This window comes from Enterobacter cloacae complex sp. IR5422, from assembly GCF_049238165.1.
GTDB classification, from domain to species: domain Bacteria; phylum Pseudomonadota; class Gammaproteobacteria; order Enterobacterales; family Enterobacteriaceae; genus Enterobacter; species Enterobacter roggenkampii.
Window position 1 is genome coordinate 128,781 of the sequence record NZ_JBMKHT010000007.1, and the last position, 14,573, is coordinate 143,353.

The window sequence follows — 14,573 nt, forward strand, 5'->3', positions numbered from 1 at the left end:
AAAAATGTTAACGAGCTGGGATTTTAATTAACCCATACGCGACAATTTTTGATTTAAGGCAGCTAATGGCGTATTGATGGCACCAATAATGAGGTTGTCCGGACGACGGTTTGTTGATTTACGCCGCTATGTTATGCGTCGGATATGGCAAAATAGCAGGACTATAGATATCAGGGAGTAAAGCTCGTGCTGGATAAACTGCGTTCACGTCTCGTACAATTTGGCCCATCAATGCTGAGCGTGCCGGTAAAGCTGGCGCCGTTCGCGCTTAAACGTCAGGTGCTGGAGCAGGTCCTGAGCTGGCAGTTCCGCCAGGCGCTGCAGGATGGCGAGCTGGAATTCCTGGAAGGCCGCTGGTTGAGCATTGAGGTACGTGACATCGGGCTGCGCTGGTTTACCTCCGTTGAGAATGACCAGCTGATCGTCCGCGAAACCGCCGAGGCGGACGTGAGCTTTAGCGCCAACGCCAGCGATCTGCTGATGATTGCCGCGCGCAAGCAGGATCCGGATACGCTCTTCTTCCAGCGCCGTCTGGTGATTGAAGGCGACACGGAGCTGGGCCTGTACGTTAAGAATTTAATGGATGCCATTGAGCTGGAGCAGATGCCGAAAGCGCTGCGCGTGATGTTAATGCAAATGGCAGATTTCGTTGAGGCCGGGCTGAAAACCCCGCCGGACAGTAAACACACTTCAGTAGGTGAGCCATGCTGATTCGAGTCGAAATTGGGATTGATGCACCGGGTATCGATGCGTTATTACGCCGCGCTTTTGAGAGCGATGCGGAAGCCCAACTGGTCCACGATCTCCGTGAAGACGGCCTGATCACGCTGGGGCTGGTTGCCACCGATGATGAAGGTCAGGTGGTGGGCTATGTTGCCTTCAGTCCGGTCATCGTTCAGGGCGAAGAGCTGCAGTGGGTCGGTATGGCACCGCTGGCGGTGGATGAAAACTATCGCGGGCAGGGGCTGGCGCGCCAGCTGGTCTATGAAGGGCTGGATTCGCTCAATGAGTTCGGTTATGCGGCCGTTGTAACGCTGGGCGATCCGGCATTCTATGGCCGTTTGGGCTTCGAGCAGGCCGCGCATTACGATCTGCGCTGCCGCTGGCCGGGTACGGAATCCGCTTTCCAGGTGCACCGTCTGGCGGACGACGCGCTCAACGGCGTCAATGGTCTGGTCGAATACCACGACCATTTCAATCGCTTTTAATCAGGCTCTCGCGTAGTGCCTCAAAGGAGCCGTCTCCGGTCACGAGGCGCTCTTTCTGGCGCTTCGTCAGCTGTTTGATGCGGTATTCCAGCCTGAGCGCCAGCGATCGGTCACCGACGGGCGCCGAAAAGGCGAGCTGTAATTCTCCTTTCCCCCGCAGCGCTTTTGCCCCTTTCCCCGTTTGATGTTGTAAAAAACGCCGCGCCACATCGGTGGTGATCCCGGTGTAGAGTGCGTTATCAGCGGTTCGGACAAGATAGAGAAACCAGCACACGGTAAACAGATTCAGTATGTTAAGGTGAACGCACCATAGCATGAGAGAGAACGAAAATGGAAACACTGGCCGCCATTAACCGCTGGCTGGCGAAGCAGCACGTCGTCACCTGGTGCGTCTACAGCGAGGGTGAGATGTGGTGCGCAAACGCGTTTTACTATTACGATCCGGAGCGCGTCGCATTTTACGTCATGAGCGAAGACAAAACGCGTCATGCGCAGATGACTGGCCAGCAGGCAAAAGTCGCGGGCACGGTAAATGGCCAGCCGAAGACAGTCGCGCTGATCCGTGGGGTACAGTTTAAGGGGGAAATCCGTCGACTGGACGGAGAAGAGAGCGACGCGCGTCGTAAGCACTACACGCGCCGCTTTCCGGTCGCCGCTGCGCTAAAAGCCCCGGTGTGGGAAATCCGCCTCGATGAGCTGAAATTTACCGACAACACCCTGGGCTTTGGCAAGAAGCTGCACTGGTTACGCGCCGAGCAGGCGTAGCGCTTCGCGGTTAAACGCCGGGAGATCGTCCGGGGTCCGGCTGGTGATCAGCTGGTCTTTGTCGTTGACCACCTCCTGATCGTAAAACTCGGCGCCCGCATTTTTCAGATCGATAACGATCGGTTTCACCGCCGTGAGCTTACGCCCGCGTACAACCTCCGCGCTGATGAGCAGCTGCGGCCCGTGACAGATGGCAAAGACCGGTTTGCCGGTAGAGACAAAGTCCCGGGTGAAGGTCACGAAGCGCTCGTCTCCGCGCAGGGAATCCGGTGAATGGCCGCCGGGTAAAAGCAGGGCGTCAAAATCTGAGGGGCTCACGTTATCGATAGTCTCGTCGATGGTCACGCTGGCCTCGCCCTTATGGCCTTTCACCGTTTTGCCCGCCTCTTTCTCGATGGTGATGACCTCATGCCCCGCCTTGCGGAACGCCTCTGCAGGAGAGGTGAATTCTGAATCTTCAAACTCGTCGGTAATCAAGACTGCGATTTTCTTGCCCATGCTTCCTCCGTTGTTTTGGCTTCAGACTGATTTTTCTCCGCTTGTGGTAAATACTTACCTGTAACAGACTTCTAAGTGTGGTCGACGACGCTGAGTTCGCAAACGGACAATTCTGTAAAGGGGATACGATGAGTCAGGTACTGATTACCGGGGCTACCGGGCTAGTGGGCGATCATCTGCTGCGGCTGCTGATCCAGGATCGCCGCGTGAACTACATCGCCGCCCCGACGCGTCGACCGCTGGCGGACATCTCCGGCGTCTTTAATCCGCACGATCCCCAGCTGACGGATGCGCTGGCGCAGGTCCAGGACCCGATTGATATCGCCTTTTGCTGTCTGGGCACCACGCGGCGGGAGGCGGGGAGCAAAGAGGCATTTATCCACGCCGACTATACGCTGGTGGTGGACACCGCGCTTACGGCGAAAAAGCTGGGAGCCAGACATTTTCTGGTGGTCAGCGCGCTGGGCGCCAGTGCCGGATCGCCTTTCTTCTACAACAAGGTGAAGGGCAAGATGGAGGATGCGCTGATTGCGCAGAAATGGGAGCAGCTGACGATTGTGCGCCCCTCAATGCTGATCGGCCACCGGGACGAGCGCCGCTTTAACGAGTCGATATTTGCCCCGCTGTTTCGGATCCTGCCCGGCAACTGGAAATCTATCGAGGCGCGGGACGTCGCGCGTGCGATGTTAAAAGAGGGACTGGCTTCGTCGAAAGCGGGCGTAAACATTATCCCTTCGGCAAAACTGCGTGAAATCGCGCAGGGCGAGGCGTAAACTCCCCCGGCTAATTACTCATACTCTCCGGGGAATGCTATGACTGGTCAGTCTTCATCTCAGGCGGCAACACCTGTTCAATGGTGGAAGCCCGCACTCTTCTTTCTCGTGGTCATCGTTGGCCTTTGGTACGTGAAATGGCAGCCGTACTACGGCAAAGCCTTCACCGCCGCCGAAACGCACAGCATCGGTAAATCTATTCTCGCTCAGGCGGATGCCAGCCCGCTTCAGGCGGCGTGGGACTATGCCATGGTCTACTTCCTTGCCGTCTGGAAGGCTGCCGTCCTGGGCGTGATCCTGGGCTCACTGATTCAGGTGCTGATCCCGCGCAACTGGCTGGTGAAAACCCTCGGACAGCCGCGCTTTCAGGGTACGCTGCTGGGAACGATCTTCTCCCTGCCGGGCATGATGTGCTCCTGTTGTGCTGCGCCCGTGGCGGCAGGGATGCGCCGCCAGCGCGTGTCGATGGGCGGCGCGCTGGCGTTCTGGATGGGCAACCCGCTGCTCAACCCGGCGACGCTGGTGTTTATGGGCTTTGTGCTCGGCTGGCATTTTGCCGCTATCCGTCTGGTTGCCGGGCTGCTAACGGTGCTGGTGGTGGCGACGCTGGTGCAGAATCTTGTGAAGGATAAGGCGCCAGAGTCCGCGTCTGTTGAGCTGGACGTCAGCGAGCCGCAGGGCGGGTTCTTTGCGCGCTGGGGCAGGGCGCTATGGCAGCTTTTCTGGAGCACCATCCCGGTCTATATCCTGGCGGTGCTGGTTCTCGGGGCGGCGCGCGTCTGGCTCTTCCCGCATGCGGATGGCGCTATCGACAACACGCTGTTGTGGGTCATTGCGATGGCCGTTGCAGGCTGCCTGTTTGTGATCCCTACCGCCGCAGAAATTCCTATTGTTCAGACCATGATGCTGGCCGGCATGGGCACCGCACCGGCACTGGCATTGCTCATCACGTTACCGGCCATCAGCCTGCCGTCGCTGATTATGCTGCGTAAGTCATTCCCGGCGAAAGCGCTGCGGCTCACCGCGGGGCTGGTGGCGTTGAGCGGGGTGATGGTGGGAAGTATTGCGCTTCTGTGAAAAACGCCCGGTGGCGCTACGCTTACCGGGCCTACAAAAAAATCCCCTCACTTGAGGGGATTTTTTTATTTAATGTAAGTAAACGCGGTGGTGACGTGCTTCACGCCGCTCACCCGGCTGGCGATATCGGCCGCCGCTTTCCCTTCACGTTCGGTCACCAGACCCAGCAGGAACACTTCACCGTTTTCCGTTGTCACCTTCACGTTGGAAGATTTCACCTGGTCCGAGCCCAGCAGCTGGGAACGTACTTTGGTGGTGATCCAGGTATCGGAAGAGGCATCACCCAGGCCAATTGGCTTGCCCTGACGCACTTCGTTAAACACCTCTGTGGTCCCTTCAACGCCCATCGCAATCTGTTTCGCACGCGAGGCGAGCTCCATATTCGGCGCCTGGCCTGCCAGCAGCACTTTGCCCTGATAAGCCGTCACGTTGATACGCGCCTCTTTCTTGATCTGTTCGTCTTTCGACAGCGCACTGTTGACGCGCAGCTCCAGCGTACCGTCATCCACCTGTGTTCCCACAGTGCGCGGATCGGTTGCCGCTTTGGTGCCTACTGCGGCGGTACCCACAACGGCCGCAGCGATACATCCCTGAAGCAGTAATGCAGACATAAGGACTGCGAGGGTCGATAAAGCCTTCATAAGAACTCCTTAATCATCCTGGTGAGGGAAAAGCGTGTTATCGATCAAGTCACATAAGCAGTTCACCGTGAGCATATGCATTTCCTGAATACGCGCGCTCCGGTGAGACGGAATGCGGATTTCCACATCCTGCGGCCCAAGCAGACCCGCCAGCTCACCCCCGTCATAGCCGGTTAAGGCCACGATAGTCATGTCGCGGGTGACGGCGGCTTCAACAGCTTTGACAATATCCCGGCTATTGCCGCGCGTGGAGATAGCCAGCAGCACATCTCCGGCATGACCCAGGGCTCGCACCTGCTTTGCGTAAATTTCGTCATGCAGACGATCGTTAGCAATCGCCGTTAAGACCACATTATCGGTATTAAGTGCAATGGCAGGTAAACTGGGGCGTTCTGTTTCAAAACGATTGATCATGCTGGCAGCAAAATGCTGTGCGTTGGCGGCTGACGTGCCGTTGCCACAACAGAGGATTTTGTTGCCGTTTAGCAGGGATTGCACCAGCGTCATTGCGGCACGCGAGATAGCATCCGGAAGGGCTTCCGCCGCGGCAATCTGAGTCTGGATGCTTTCTGTGAAGCACACTTTAATTCTTTCGAGCACGTTATCCCTTTTAAATCTTAATTATGCGTCTTCGCCAAAAGCGTTTTTAAGCCATTCGATCTCATTTCCGGTGAAGGCTATCACATCGAACCGGCAATCCACAGTATCAAAACTCCCATTATGGCGGGCAAGCCACAAGTGGGCAGTCTGTAATAATTTATGTTGTTTGGCGAGCGTCACGCTGGCGGCAGCACCGCCAAAACGGGAGGACTGTCGAAAGCGCACTTCAACAAACACAATGACCTGACCGTCTTTCATGATCAGGTCGATTTCGCCACCACGCCCACGGACGTTGGCGGCGATAAAACGCAGTCCTTTGCCTTCAAGCCAGCGACGCGCCTTTAACTCCCACGCATCGCCGGTTTGTTTGCGGCTTAACTGGCCGGGACGATCTGCCCCTGCTGGTATTTGAGCCATGATAACTTCCTGTTAATCACACAATCCTGGGTCGCGGTCAGATCGCCGGTGTTGCCGTTAAGCTCGAAGCCCGGCACCTGACGCATCTGGGTAAAGTGGTTCGCCAGCGCCCACGCATCAACCCCCATCGCATACAGACGCGCCAGAGAGTAATCGTTACGCACCGCGCTCAGCGCCTGCTGCATCAGGGATGGATTGCTACCAGCCAGCATCGGGATTTCGCTGTACTGCAGACCGTCCATTTCCAGACGGAAATCCGGGCCTGCGGTGCCCTGTGCGCTGCGGGAGCTGGCGTAGAGCGTTGCGCCGCTCTGGCTGCCGTTACGCATCGCAATCATCGGTTTGATAAAGGCGATCTCCTGCGGCGTGGCAACGATATAGGCCGCATCCACTTTACCGCCACCGCTAATCTGCGCGTCGGTTGGCGGCGCAGGGATCGTCAGGCCGCCAATCGTCACGCCCTGCTGCTGTGGCAGGCTCGCGGTGACCGGGCTACCGTTAAGCGCGATACCCGCCCCGCCGTTGACGCCTGCGCGCAGTTCAGAGACGGAACCGAATTTCTGCTGCAGCACCACGCCGCCGCCCAGCTTCTGCCACTCATCGGCAAAGGCATTGGCCACGCGATCGCCCAGCGTGCTGCGTGGGATGAGCAGCAGCGGAGCCTGCTTACCCTGCTCATGAATATGACGCGCCGCATCGCGGGCTTCATCTTCTGGAGAGAGTGCGAAGTAGCAGATATTGGCCCGGTTCTGAACCTGCTCTGGCTGGTTGAGCGCCAGCACGTTCAGCGTGGTATTGCTCTTCATCAGCTCTTCCACGTTGTTCTTCAGCAGCGGACCGACAACGATGCTCGCCCCGTCCTGCTGTACCTGCGCCAGCACCTGGTCAAGCGGCTGCGAGCTGGTGTCGTAGATTTTCAATTCAGCGCCCGGGTTGGCGCTGGTGGTTGCCACGGCCTGCGGCTGCGTGGCAGGTTGAGCCGCGGGTTGTGCAGGCTGCTGTTGAGGCTGTTCTGCTGTTGTGGCAGGAGCTGGCGCCGTTTGCGTCTCGGCCGGAGCCTGGGCCGCAGGTGCTGCTGTAGCCGGTGCAGCTTCAGCTGGAGGCGTCGTCGGGGCCGTCACAGGGTTTTGCATCGTGCCCTGCGCTGGCGTTTGCGCCGTGGTCAGGTCGCTGGTCTCTGCGGCGGATGGGCTGACAACATCATTATTCACATTAGCCGCCTGGGCTGCCTGTGCGGGAACGGCGCTGCCGGCTACCGACGTCGTGCCGTTTTTCGCCGCTTCAAAACCCTGCTGAATGGTACGTCCAAACACCGCCGCCTGGCCGTTGAGCGGCAGAAGCAGGGCGATTTTGCTGGTGGAAGCTGGCTTAAAGTTCTGCACGTTCACCAGCTGGGTTGGCAGCATTTTCGCGCCCGGGTTTTGCGGGTAGCGCGTCTGCCAGTCCGTAATGCCGGCTTTCAACATTTTTGGATCGCTGCGGTTGTTAAACCACATCTGCTGCAGATCCAGCCAGCCCTGCAGGACGTTTTCATCGGCGTTGATGACCAGCGCCTGCGCCTGTTCCTGCGTCATCGACGCCAGCGCTTGCCAGGTGGCATCAATATTTTTCTGCTTATCAGCACCGCCAAGCAGCGGCTCTTGCGCGACGAGCGCGCGGAGCAGCGTCAGGGAAGGGCGTCCCTGCTCAGCGGTAATACCCGCCTGCCAGAAGCGCGCCTGCTGGTTTTTATCCAGCGCGCTTACGTCGATATCACCGAGGATCTTCTTCGCGGCGGCGTAATCTTTCAGCGCGACTTTCAGCTCGGCAGAGAGCAGGCTCTGCTCGCGACGCTGTGCGTCGTTAAGATCTTTTGGCAACTGGTTAAACAGTTCGGCTGCCCGCTGGGTTTTACCCTCTTTCAGCAGTGCACGAATGGCGAGTAATTGCCAGTTGGTCTTGGTATCATTTGAACTCTGCGACATTTGTTGCAGATAAAAGCCAGAATCAGCCTGAGCAGAACCCTGGAGATGGGCGGTGCTCTGGTCAGGTGCCTGGGTGCCACAGCCTGCAAAGATCAGGGCTGCCAGCAGAAGCGGCACGCTGCGCGTGGCTTTTTTTCGAAGAAACGTTAACGGTACCATACTGTATCCAGTGATTTTTTTTACGCAATGCTCAATATTAAATCGGCAATACGGACGAAACAATGAAACAACACGAAACGGCAGATAATTCTCAAGGCCAGCTTTATATTGTACCTACTCCTATCGGGAATTTGTCTGATATTACCCAACGTGCGCTCACCGTACTGCAAGCTGTTGATTTAATTGCTGCTGAAGATACCCGCCACACCGGCCTGCTGCTGCAACATTTCGCGATTAACGCCCGTTTGTTTGCGCTGCACGATCACAATGAGCAACAAAAAGCCGAAACGCTGGTGGCGAAGCTGAAAGAGGGGCAGAACATTGCTCTGGTCTCCGATGCCGGTACGCCGCTGATCAACGATCCGGGCTATCACCTGGTGCGTACCTGTCGCGAAGCCGGTATTCGCGTTGTGCCCCTGCCGGGACCGTGCGCCGCGATTGCTGCGTTAAGCGCCGCAGGTCTGCCGTCTGACCGTTTCTGCTATGAAGGCTTTCTGCCTGCTAAATCCAAAGGCCGCCGCGACGTCTTAAAAGAGCTGGAAGCGGAACCGCGCACCCTGATTTTCTACGAATCCACGCACCGCCTGCTGGAGAGCCTGGAAGATATGGTGACCGTCTGGGGGGAAGGCCGCTACGTGGTGCTGGCGCGCGAGCTGACCAAAACCTGGGAAACCATCCACGGCGCGCCGGTGGGCGAGCTGCTGGCGTGGGTGAAGGAAGACGAAAACCGCCGCAAGGGTGAAATGGTGCTGATCGTCGAAGGGCACAAGGCGGAAGAAGACGCCCTTCCTGCCGACGCGCTGCGTACGCTGTCGCTGCTGCAGGCAGAACTGCCGCTGAAGAAAGCCGCTGCGCTGGCGGCAGAAATTCACGGCGTGAAGAAAAATGCGTTGTATAAGTATGCGCTGGAGCAGCAGGGGGAGTAAGGCATCCCCTGCCGGTTTTTGCCGGGTGGCGGCTACGCCTTATCTGGCCTACGGATCGTTATGTGTCTTTTAGCTAGCAGGTATCGCCTCAACCTGGAAGGCTTGCGGCGTGTCCGACGGGTTACCTAAATGCGGGATAGATGTGGGACGGAAAATCACGTCACTGGTGCCGGGTTAAACACCGCCAGCTGATTATGCAATCCCCATTGGTCCGAGAAGGTTTTCTTTCGCCCGCTGGCGACATCCAGAATGAAGTGGAACAGCTTCCAGCCCACGTCCTCAATGCTCTCTTCTCCGGTGGCGATGGTGCCCGCGTTAATATCCATTAAGTCATACCAGCGGTTTGCCAGCTCGGTGCGGGTCGCCATCTTGATCACCGGCACCGCCATCAGGCCGTACGGCGTGCCGCGCCCGGTGGTAAAGACCTGTACCGTAATGCCGGATGCCACCTGCTGCGTGCCGCACACAAAATCGCTGGCTGGCGTTGCGGCGTAGATAAGGCCGCGTTTCGTCGGGCGCTGGCCCGGAGAGAGCACTTCTGAAATGGCGCTCTGCCCGGATTTGGCAATAGAACCGAGGGCTTTTTCCACCACGTTTGCCAGGCCGCCTTTCTTGTTGCCCGGAGACGGGTTGGCGCTGCGGTCGGTTTTGCCCATATCGAGATAGTTATCGTACCAGGCCATCTCCTCAAGCAGTCGCTTGCCGACCTCTTTATTAACGGCGCGCGGCGTCAGCAGATGGATGGCGTCACGCACTTCAGTCACCTCGGAGAACATCACCGTGGCGCCGCAGCGAACAAGCAGATCGGACGCATAGCCCACCGCAGGGTTGGCCGTCACGCCGGAGAAGGCATCGCTGCCGCCGCACTGGGTTCCGACCACCAGCTCCGACGCCGGGCACGTTTCGCGCTGGCGGCGGTTGAGCTTGTCCAGATGGCGTTCTGCTACCTGCAAAATATCGTCGACCATTGAGCGGAAACCGACGTGGCGTTCGTCCTGCAGGCGCACGATGCTGGCCTCGTCTGCCGGAATGGCTTTGACATCTTCCGTGCCTTGCAGCAGGCGCTCGGGCTGCAATTTTTCACAGCCGAGGCCAATGACCATCACCTCGCCGCCAAAGTTGGGGTTCAGGGCGATATTGTGGATGGTCCGGATAGGCACCACGGCAGCGGGCGCGTTAATCGCCACGCCGCAGCCGTAGAGGTGGTTCAGGCCCACCACGCCGTCGACGTTCGGGTATTTTGGCAGCAGATCGCGTTCGATGATTTTCACCACGTAATCCACGACGCCCGCCACGCAGTGCACGCTGGTGGTAATGCCGAGCAGAATTTTGGTGCCGACGCTGCCGTCCGCATTGCGATACCCTTCAAAGGTATAGCCTTCCAGCGGGGGAAGCGGTTCCGGCACGCGGGTTGCTAGCGGAAGCGTGTTCAGCGGCGGCGCTTCTGGCAGCGCCACCAGCGACTCCTCCACCCAGCTTCCCTGCGGAATAGGACGGACGGCATAGCCGATGACTTCACCGTAACGCACAATTTCGCTTTCAGCAGGGATATCCACCAGGGCGACTTTATGTCCCTGCGGAACATGCTCAGTCAGTTCCAGCCCGTCCGGGAAGCGGGTTCCTGCTTTTAAGCCATTGTCGTTGACGATAATCGCCACGTTATCGGCGTCGTGCACTTTTATATAAAACGCCGTCGGCGGTGCCTGTCGAATTTCAATGTCGGCCATTGGTCAGTATTCTCCAGCAAAATTCTGATAATAGGTTCAGCCATTTTTCTGATGGTAGAAATAAATACGCGGCTTTCAGAAATAAAGCATGTCAGCAGATTCAATATCAAAATGTGATCCCGATCGCTCGCGAGCCCGTAATCCTTGATTCTGTGCATTAGCGCCCAGTGCTTTGTGCATATGCAAAAATTTTTATCAAAAAATAGCGTAATACCTGAGCATTAAAACAATGTGCGGTCGTGGATTGCATCTTATACTGAATGACGATTTTATTACGCCAGAATATGTCCGAATAATAAATATCATGCTGGCGCGGTGTCTGAATAAATAAAATGATGCTGAAAAAGGCTGCGGAATTAAAAAGGTAAATACGATGAATAACGCTATCTTCCCGAATAAGTTTAAAGCGGCCCTCGCGGCGCACCAGATTCAGATTGGCTGCTGGTCCGCGCTGGCAAACCCTATCAGCACCGAAGTGCTGGGCCTGGCCGGTTTCGACTGGCTGGTGCTGGACGGCGAACATGCGCCAAACGATATCAGCACGTTTATTCCGCAACTGATGGCGCTGAAAGGCAGCAACAGTGCCCCGGTGGTGCGTGTCCCCACCAACGAACCGGTGATTATTAAGCGTCTGCTGGATATCGGCTTCTACAACTTCCTGATCCCGTTTGTGGAGACGGAAGAGCAAGCGGCGCTGGCCGTGGCGTCAACGCGCTATCCTCCCGAAGGGATCCGCGGCGTTTCCGTTTCGCACCGCGCCAATATGTTTGGCACCGTCCCGGACTATTTCGCGCAGTCCAACAGCAACATCACCATTCTGGTTCAGATCGAGAGCCAGCAGGGCGTCGATAACGTCGACGCGATTGCCGCCACAAGCGGCGTGGACGGGATCTTCGTCGGCCCAAGCGATCTGGCTGCGGCCTTTGGCCATCTGGGTAACGCCAGCCACCCTGACGTGCAGCGCGCGATCCAGCACATCTTTGCCCGCGCCAAAGCACACGGCAAGCCGTGCGGCATTCTGGCGCCGGTTGAGGCTGACGCCCGCCGCTACCTGGAGTGGGGAGCCACGTTTGTTGCCGTCGGCAGCGACCTCGGCGTTTTCCGCTCGGCTACGCAGAAATTAGCGGACGCTTTTAAAAAATAACCATCATTGAGGAAACAGATTATGACGCTGAAAGTGGGTTTTATTGGCCTGGGGATCATGGGTAAACCAATGAGTAAGAACCTCATCAAAGCAGGTTACTCGCTGGTGGTCTCCGATCATAATCCACAGGCCGTGGCTGAGGTGATAGCGGCTGGCGCAGAAGCAGCCACCACCGCGAAAGCCATTGCCGAGCAGTGCGATGTCATCATCACCATGCTGCCAAACTCCCCGCACGTCAAAGAAGTCGCGCTGGGTGGAAACGGCATTATCGACGGCGCGAAACCGGGCCTGGTGCTGATCGATATGAGCTCTATCGCACCGCTCGCGAGCCGTGAAATCAGCGAGGCGTTGAAAGCGAAGGGCGTCGATATGCTGGATGCACCGGTCAGCGGCGGCGAGCCGAAAGCCATCGACGGCACGCTGTCGGTCATGGTCGGCGGCGATAAAGCTATTTTCGATAAATTTTACGACCTGATGAAAGCGATGGCGGGCTCCGTGGTACACACCGGGGAGATCGGGGCGGGTAACGTGACCAAGCTGGCAAACCAGGTGATTGTGGCACTCAACATTGCCGCCATGTCTGAAGCGCTGACGCTGGCAACCAAAGCGGGCGTCAATCCGGACCTGGTCTACCAGGCTATTCGCGGCGGTCTGGCAGGCAGTACGGTGCTGGATGCCAAAGCGCCCATGGTCATGGATCGCAATTTCAAACCCGGTTTCCGCATCGACCTGCATATTAAAGATCTGGCGAACGCGCTGGACACTTCCCACGGCGTGGGCGCACAGCTGCCGCTGACCGCGGCGGTCATGGAGATGATGCAGGCGCTGCGTGCCGATGGCCTGGGCACGGCCGATCACAGCGCAATTGCATGCTACTACGAAAAACTGGCGAAGGTGGAAGTGGCGCGTTAATCACGGCTTACCCACAGCCGAGGGTGACAGCGGCGCGCAAACCCTCTATACTGCGCGCCGAAGCTGACCAGACAGTCGCCGCTTCGTCGTCGTCCCTTTCGGGGGAGACGGGCGGAGGGGAGGAAAGTCCGGGCTCCATAGGGCAGGGTGCCAGGTAACGCCTGGGGGGGAAACCCACGACCAGTGCAACAGAGAGCAAACCGCCGATGGCCCGCGCAAGCGGGATCAGGTAAGGGTGAAAGGGTGCGGTAAGAGCGCACCGCGCGGCTGGTAACAGTCCGTGGCACGGTAAACTCCACCCGGAGCAAGGCCAAATAGGGGTTCACATGGTACGGCCCGTACTGAACCCGGGTAGGCTGCTTGAGCCAGTGAGCGATTGCTGGCCTAGATGAATGACTGTCCACGACAGAACCCGGCTTATCGGTCAGCTTCAACTTCTTCTAAAACAATACGTTGGTGTGTCTCAGGCTTTCCCTGGTGAAAATGTGACACAGACTGTGATACAAACGAGGCACACCAGCGGCTGTTCCATCCCGACTATCCTGAAACCTTGCAACCGCGACAGCCTTCATTTCCGTCTGCCTTCAGTTTATATGTATGTCTCTGGATTGCGATTCATATTTATTTACTGACAATATTGGCTCTACAGACCACCCTGGCTCACTACAATGTATGAGAAAAATAAATAAAACGTTAATGAATACAGTTTGTCCCTAATTAATTTCTGAAAATGAAGGGGGGCTATTGCTATAGAATGATAAGAACGCTTAACTCAATGCCTAATTTTCTCATCGGTATTCGGTTGAGCATGGACAGAAAAAACAAACTAAAAAAACTAATCCAATATCATAAAAATATACTTAAAAATCACCGATATCAGCCTGGTTTAGCTGGTGCAGATCTGAGGTTTATGGATCTCAGGGGGCTCTATTTACGCAATATTAATTTATCGGGATGCGATATTTCGTTTTGTGATCTTCGAGGAGCCGATTTCTCCTGTGCCAATCTTGCAGGCGCTAATCTTAGCTACTGTAAAACGGAAGGTACAATTTTTAGTCACGCTGATTGTACTTGCGTGGATTTTACTGGAAGTGATATCCATGATGTCAGGTTATTGACGGAACATGAACAAAATGAAAGTGATACGCCACTATCCCGACCACTCATCTCCATCTATATGCCAACCTGGAACCGCCAGGCATTGACGATCAGAGCCATACAATCGGTACTGAATCAAGACTATGTGAACTGGGAACTCATTATCATTGACGATTTCTCATCGTCATTTGACCAACTCTTGACGTATATCTCCGAACTGAATGACCCACGCATTTCCTATATCCGCAATGAATTTAACTCTGGCGCTTGTGCAGTCCGAAATCAGGCTATACGAATGGCCCGTGGTGACCTTATTACGGGTCTGGATGATGATGATGAATGGCTGCCGACACGCCTGTCCTCTTTTCTTACCTGGCAACATAAACTTCAGTTGCACAGTTTTTTGTACGCAAATGATTATCTCTGTGACGGTACCGGATATCATCATCCTGATGAATTACAGGTGTATCCGAAACCAGCTTATAAAAAAAGCCTGTTTGATAAACGGAATATTATAGGTAACCAAATGCTGACCTTAGGAAGTTGCGATTAAGTGGTCCGCAGCTCCCGATATGACGCCCCAAACCGTCCTTTATCGACGTCCTGTGGCTCAATTTTCCAATTTTCAGCCCAAAATCGTCTCTTCGTGGCTGATTTTGGCCCT

General features: G+C 56.4%; 15 protein-coding genes, 1 other RNA gene and 2 pseudogenes. 11 read left to right on the forward strand and 7 right to left on the reverse strand.

All coding sequences use genetic code 11. The features are described from left to right. Positions 1 to 186: 186 nt before the first annotated feature. Entirely contained in the window at positions 187 to 711 is a 525-nt protein-coding gene (ubiT, locus tag ACOTXT_RS05840; RefSeq protein ID WP_008501482.1) for a ubiquinone anaerobic biosynthesis accessory factor UbiT, read from the forward strand. Beyond that, positions 705 to 1,208, forward strand: a complete 504-nt coding sequence (locus tag ACOTXT_RS05845; protein WP_008501483.1) for a GNAT family N-acetyltransferase — start codon at positions 705 to 707, stop codon at positions 1,206 to 1,208. The genes ubiT and ACOTXT_RS05845 overlap by 7 nt, the downstream gene beginning before the upstream one ends. Here ACOTXT_RS05845 and ACOTXT_RS05850 read toward each other — a convergent pair. Then, on the reverse strand, positions 1,195 to 1,524 hold the full coding sequence (locus ACOTXT_RS05850; protein WP_008501484.1) for a GIY-YIG nuclease family protein: 330 nt from the start codon (positions 1,522 to 1,524) through the stop codon (positions 1,195 to 1,197). The genes ACOTXT_RS05845 and ACOTXT_RS05850 overlap by 14 nt on opposite strands. Before the next feature lie 14 nt (positions 1,525 to 1,538). Here ACOTXT_RS05850 and ACOTXT_RS05855 point away from each other — a divergent pair, with 14 nt between their 5' ends. Next, complete coding sequence (locus ACOTXT_RS05855; RefSeq protein WP_008501485.1) at positions 1,539 to 1,973, forward strand: YhbP family protein; 435 nt, start codon at positions 1,539 to 1,541, stop codon at positions 1,971 to 1,973. Here the strand turns inward: ACOTXT_RS05855 and ACOTXT_RS05860 are convergent. Then, positions 1,953 to 2,471 carry a type 1 glutamine amidotransferase domain-containing protein gene (locus ACOTXT_RS05860; protein WP_008501486.1) on the reverse strand — a complete coding sequence of 173 codons (519 nt, stop codon included), beginning with the start codon at positions 2,469 to 2,471 and terminating at the stop codon, positions 1,953 to 1,955. The genes ACOTXT_RS05855 and ACOTXT_RS05860 overlap by 21 nt on opposite strands. A 128-nt stretch (positions 2,472 to 2,599) precedes the next feature. Between ACOTXT_RS05860 and ACOTXT_RS05865 the strand changes: the two genes are divergently transcribed. After that, positions 2,600 to 3,244: an NAD(P)H-binding protein gene (locus ACOTXT_RS05865; protein WP_055321276.1), complete on the forward strand. Its 645-nt coding sequence runs from the start codon at positions 2,600 to 2,602 to the stop codon at positions 3,242 to 3,244. 39 nt (positions 3,245 to 3,283) lie between these two features. After that, complete coding sequence (locus ACOTXT_RS05870; protein WP_333164443.1) at positions 3,284 to 4,321, forward strand: permease; 1,038 nt, start codon at positions 3,284 to 3,286, stop codon at positions 4,319 to 4,321. A 65-nt stretch (positions 4,322 to 4,386) separates the two neighbouring features. On the opposite strand, the gene dolP is transcribed toward ACOTXT_RS05870, so the two are convergent. The 4 genes from dolP to ACOTXT_RS05890 are packed head-to-tail and all read right to left on the reverse strand — an operon-like array spanning position 4,387 to position 8,102. Further along, entirely contained in the window at positions 4,387 to 4,962 is a 576-nt protein-coding gene (dolP, locus tag ACOTXT_RS05875) for a division/outer membrane stress-associated lipid-binding lipoprotein (protein WP_008501489.1), read from the reverse strand. A 9-nt stretch (positions 4,963 to 4,971) separates the two neighbouring features. Continuing rightward, the gene (gene diaA / locus ACOTXT_RS05880; RefSeq protein ID WP_003861754.1) at positions 4,972 to 5,562 is read right to left on the reverse strand and encodes a DnaA initiator-associating protein DiaA; all 591 of its coding nucleotides are present in this window, start codon (positions 5,560 to 5,562) and stop codon (positions 4,972 to 4,974) included. Between the two features lie 21 nt (positions 5,563 to 5,583). Beyond that, positions 5,584 to 5,979, reverse strand: coding sequence for a YraN family protein (locus ACOTXT_RS05885; RefSeq protein WP_021242244.1), 396 nt, complete (start codon positions 5,977 to 5,979; stop codon positions 5,584 to 5,586). Beyond that, entirely contained in the window at positions 5,937 to 8,102 is a 2,166-nt protein-coding gene (locus ACOTXT_RS05890; protein ID WP_025912546.1) for a penicillin-binding protein activator, read from the reverse strand. The genes ACOTXT_RS05885 and ACOTXT_RS05890 overlap by 43 nt, the downstream gene beginning before the upstream one ends. Before the next feature lie 62 nt (positions 8,103 to 8,164). On the opposite strand from ACOTXT_RS05890, the gene rsmI reads away from it, so the two are divergent. Beyond that, positions 8,165 to 9,028, forward strand: a complete 864-nt coding sequence (gene rsmI / locus ACOTXT_RS05895; RefSeq protein WP_055322253.1) for a 16S rRNA (cytidine(1402)-2'-O)-methyltransferase — start codon at positions 8,165 to 8,167, stop codon at positions 9,026 to 9,028. A 155-nt stretch (positions 9,029 to 9,183) separates the two neighbouring features. On the opposite strand, the gene garD is transcribed toward rsmI, so the two are convergent. Next, the gene (gene garD, locus ACOTXT_RS05900) at positions 9,184 to 10,755 is read right to left on the reverse strand and encodes a galactarate dehydratase (RefSeq protein WP_333164439.1); all 1,572 of its coding nucleotides are present in this window, start codon (positions 10,753 to 10,755) and stop codon (positions 9,184 to 9,186) included. A 373-nt stretch (positions 10,756 to 11,128) separates the two neighbouring features. Between garD and garL the strand changes: the two genes are divergently transcribed. The 5 genes and pseudogenes from garL to ACOTXT_RS05925 all read left to right on the forward strand — a co-directional run. Beyond that, positions 11,129 to 11,899, forward strand: a complete 771-nt coding sequence (gene garL / locus ACOTXT_RS05905; RefSeq protein ID WP_023294648.1) for a 2-dehydro-3-deoxyglucarate aldolase — start codon at positions 11,129 to 11,131, stop codon at positions 11,897 to 11,899. A gap of 21 nt (positions 11,900 to 11,920) precedes the next feature. Further along, entirely contained in the window at positions 11,921 to 12,811 is an 891-nt protein-coding gene (gene garR, locus ACOTXT_RS05910) for a 2-hydroxy-3-oxopropionate reductase (protein WP_055322251.1), read from the forward strand. Between the two features lie 59 nt (positions 12,812 to 12,870). Continuing rightward, positions 12,871 to 13,247, forward strand: an RNA gene (rnpB, locus tag ACOTXT_RS05915) — RNase P RNA component class A. 372 nt (positions 13,248 to 13,619) lie between these two features. Next, a pseudogene (locus ACOTXT_RS05920) lies at positions 13,620 to 13,901 on the forward strand (pentapeptide repeat-containing protein); the annotation flags it as partial. An 87-nt stretch (positions 13,902 to 13,988) separates the two neighbouring features. Continuing rightward, positions 13,989 to 14,444 (forward strand): annotated as a pseudogene (locus ACOTXT_RS05925) (glycosyltransferase); the annotation flags it as partial. Positions 14,445 to 14,573 lie beyond the last annotated feature (129 nt).